Raw genomic sequence first — 3,369 nt, 5'->3', positions numbered from 1 at the left:
TTTCTACACTGATTGGTCCTGGGGTTATCGTCTGCGTGCCCAGCTTGACTACAGCAACGTCTTTGCTGGTGTCAACCTGAGTCCGAACCTGACCTGGTCGCATGATGTTGAGGGTTACGGCCCGAACTTCACTGAAAACGCCAAGGCAATCAGTATCGGCCTGAACGCTGACTACGCCAACAAGTACACAGCCAGCCTGAGCTACACCGACTTCTTCGATGGTAAGTACAACACCAACGTTGATCGTGATTTCGTATCCGCAAGCCTCAGCGTAAGCTTCTAAGACTGGTAATTGGAGATAAGAATAATGACTCAAATGAAAAAAACGCTGTTGGGTGCTGGTGGTCTGGCGCTGAGCCTGTTGGCTTCCAGCGTCATGGCCCAGGGCCTGACTCAGGCCGAAATCGACTCTCTGGGCGGTCCAGTACTGACCCCAGTGGGTGCCGAGCGCGCCGGTAATGCTGCGGGTACCATTCCCGAGTGGACTGGTGGTCTGGGTCCGGATGCCGGCCGCATGGTTGGTGACAACTTCCAGTCCAACCCCTTTGCGGGCGAGCAGCCCCAGTTCGTGATTACTGCCCAGAACTACCAGCAGTACCGCGACAACCTGACTCCTGGTCACATTGCGATGTTTGAACGCTATCCGGAAACCTTCCAGATGCCGGTCTATGCATCCCAGCGGACTGTGGGCTACCCACAGGCTGTGTACGACCAGGTCAAGGCGACTGCCGGTCAGGCGCGTCTGGTTAACGGTGGTGACGGTATCGAGAACTTCTCTCACGGTACCTTCGCTTTCCCGATTCCGAAGGCCGGTGCCGAGGTAGTGTGGAACCACAACACCCGCTACCGCGTCAACATCAAGCGCTGGTACATGCAGGCCATGCCGCAGACCAACGGTTCCTACACCCTGATCAAGCTGGAAGAGGAAGTAGGTTATCCGCAGTACATGCCTGACGTAGATGCCTCAAGCATTCCCAACACCCTGCTGTTCTTCAAGCAGCGTGTGAATGCGCCGGCTCGTCTGGCCGGTAACGTACTGTTGGTACACGATACCCTGGACCAGTTGAAAGAGCCGCGCATGGCGTGGGTTTACAACGCCGGTCAGCGTCGCGTACGTCGTGCTCCGCAGGTAGCTTATGACGGTCCAGGTACCGCGTCTGACGGTATGCGTACCTCTGACAACTTTGCCATGTACAACGGTGCACCTGATCGTTACGACTGGACCCTGGTAGGCAAGAAGGAAGTCTTCATTCCTTACAACAGCTACCAGATGACCCAGCGCGACGTGACCTATGACGACGTGCTCAAGCCTGGTCACATCAACCCGGAACACACCCGCTTCGAGCTGCACCGCGTGTGGGAAGTTCAGGGTAACGTGAAGGCTGGTCAGCGCCATATCTACGCTCAACGTAACTTCTTCGTTGACGAGGATTCCTGGCTGATCGCGCATGCTGACCACTATGACGGTCGCGGTACTCTGTGGCGCGTAGGTGAAGGCCATATTGGCTTCAACTATGTGCAGAAGCTGCCGGGTTACTCCATCGAAACCCTGTATGACCTGCTGGCCGGTCGTTACATTGCCCTGGGCATGTACACCGAAGAAGTCTCTGCTCCGCAGTATGACTTCGTACCCAGCTACAATCAGTTCACTCCGGCCGCTCTGCGGGCCTCCGGCGTACGCTGATCGCATTACCTTCGGGTAATACGGAAAGGGGGCATCTTCGGATGCCCCTTTTTTTGTCTGCTGAAAAGGTAAAGCAACGTTTGTTATCGAGGTGCGATTCGATCCTGCAGGGGAAGCAAGAACTGATTTACCTGGGAGTGACCGAGTTCCATCTCGGTCAGGGAAGCTGCAGGCAGCGCTTGAGGGGTGAGGCGGACGCTAGACATAAGCCGCAAAGATCAAGCAGGCGTGCTGGCAGACTGCTTGAATTGTTCGCGAAAGGCCGTTGGGCTCATATCCGTCCAACGGCGGAATGCGCGGGTAAAGCTACTGGGGTCAAGAAAGCCAAGCTCAAAGGCAATCCGGCCCAGATTCAATTTGCCGTCCTGAATCAGGCGGATGGCCAGCTCCATACGCACTTCATCAAGCAATTTTTCGTAGGTGGTTTGCGCTTCACTGAGCTTGCGCCGCAAGTGCCTGGGGCTCATGTTGAAGGGGGTCGCGACCAGGTCTTCGGAAATTTCGCGCTCAGACACCAGCACACGAATGCGTTGCTTGACCTGCTCGGCAAAATCCACGTTGGGCATATTGCTGAGCATATCTTCAAGAGAGTCATCCAGACGCTTCAATAGAAAGGCATCAGCATCAGGCAACGGGGTGTTCAACAACTGCCGGTTCAGTTTGACCGACAGGCGCTTGGCGCCGAGCCGGGTCCGCCGGCCAAGAATATCTTCACAGTTGATGCGCGACTTCTCATGGTCATCTATCAAGCGTGTTTCCAGAACCAGCGGCATATGCCCTGGCTCAAGGGCGGCCCAGAGTTTGCTGCATTGAGCTATGACCGCCTCCATATGCATGGGGTGCGGCGTGCCCTTGGGTTGAAAGTAGATGGTCAGGTTCTGTTCGTCTTCAACGGAATACAGTTGAACCTGGGTGCTGAACACCGGGAAGTAGCGAATAATGCGTTGAACCGCTTGGCCAAGCGTCTGGCTCGATTGAGCTGCCAGAGCTAGTACTTTCAGGGTATTGGAGCAGTATTCCTTGCCCATGCTCAAACCGAAACATTCGTCTTTGGCCAGCGTAGATGCAGCGTGCCACAACCTGTTCATATCTGTTTGGCTGATTTGCGCCATGCTCAGATCGCAGGGTTTGCAGTAATGCTGCAGGTCCTGGGGTAAGTCACTGATGCTTTTGCCGTAAATGGCGAGGGACTGACCTATGCCTTGAGCCCAGAAAGCTCTCTCCTTGAGTCTTGTGCAGGGTAGGGGGTGAAGAACCTGGTTCATAGCGCTGGTTTTCCAGTGTTGTTTTTATAAGCTTATGAGCCGTATGCCATCGCCGTGCTATGCAACATACTGTTGCCAACATAATGCAATCACGCCGATTATGCAAAAGCATGCAACAGATAATTGCGTGCGTCAGATGGTGGCCATTCAGTTCATGAATGTCCGACTGGGGCAAATAATTCGTCCTTTTCGGACAAATCAAAACCATTCTCCGTGACAGACTTATCCCCGATGCCAGACGCCTCCCGGCGTGCCGGTGTCCATGATTCAATCTAACGGAGCAGCACAATGACAAAAAAAATGCATGCTTGGTCGCTTGCGGCACTCCCGCTGGCCATCGGCCTCGCCAGCTTCGCTGGCACCGCAACCGCAGCAACCTTTAATATCGGTCCCGTTCAGGCGCAGTTTGACTCCCAGTTA

Annotated in this window: 3 protein-coding genes; 2 read left to right on the top strand and 1 reads right to left on the bottom strand. The window is 54.8% G+C overall.

The window, feature by feature from the left end:
- Together AC27HQ_RS16815 and AC27HQ_RS16810 are read left to right on the top strand one after the other, a co-directional pair.
- Window positions 1-283 (top strand): DUF1302 family protein (locus tag AC27HQ_RS16815; RefSeq protein WP_487157350.1); only part of this gene is annotated, 283 nt, incomplete at its 5' end.
- 33 nt (window positions 284-316) lie between these two features.
- Window positions 317-1,684: a DUF1329 domain-containing protein gene (locus AC27HQ_RS16810; RefSeq protein ID WP_487157351.1), complete on the top strand. Its 1,368-nt coding sequence runs from the start codon at window positions 317-319 to the stop codon at window positions 1,682-1,684.
- 218 nt (window positions 1,685-1,902) lie between these two features.
- On the opposite strand, the gene AC27HQ_RS16805 is transcribed toward AC27HQ_RS16810, so the two are convergent.
- Window positions 1,903-2,949: an AraC family transcriptional regulator gene (locus tag AC27HQ_RS16805; RefSeq protein ID WP_487157349.1), complete on the bottom strand. Its 1,047-nt coding sequence runs from the start codon at window positions 2,947-2,949 to the stop codon at window positions 1,903-1,905.
- Window positions 2,950-3,369: the final 420 nt, after the last annotated feature.

The organism is Halopseudomonas sp. 4NH20-0008 (genome assembly GCF_057548395.1).
Note: the sequence above shows the minus strand (reverse complement) of the source record. Positions and strands in the feature narration are given on the sequence as shown.

Bases quoted from the DNA above. Each gene is read 5' to 3' on its own strand.
- AC27HQ_RS16810 (WP_487157351.1), top strand. From the start codon at position 317: ATGAAAAAAACGCTGTTGGGTGCTGGTGGTCTGGCGCTGAGCCTGTTG.
- AC27HQ_RS16805 (WP_487157349.1), bottom strand. From the start codon at position 2,949: ATGAACCAGGTTCTTCACCCCCTACCCTGCACAAGACTCAAGGAGAGA.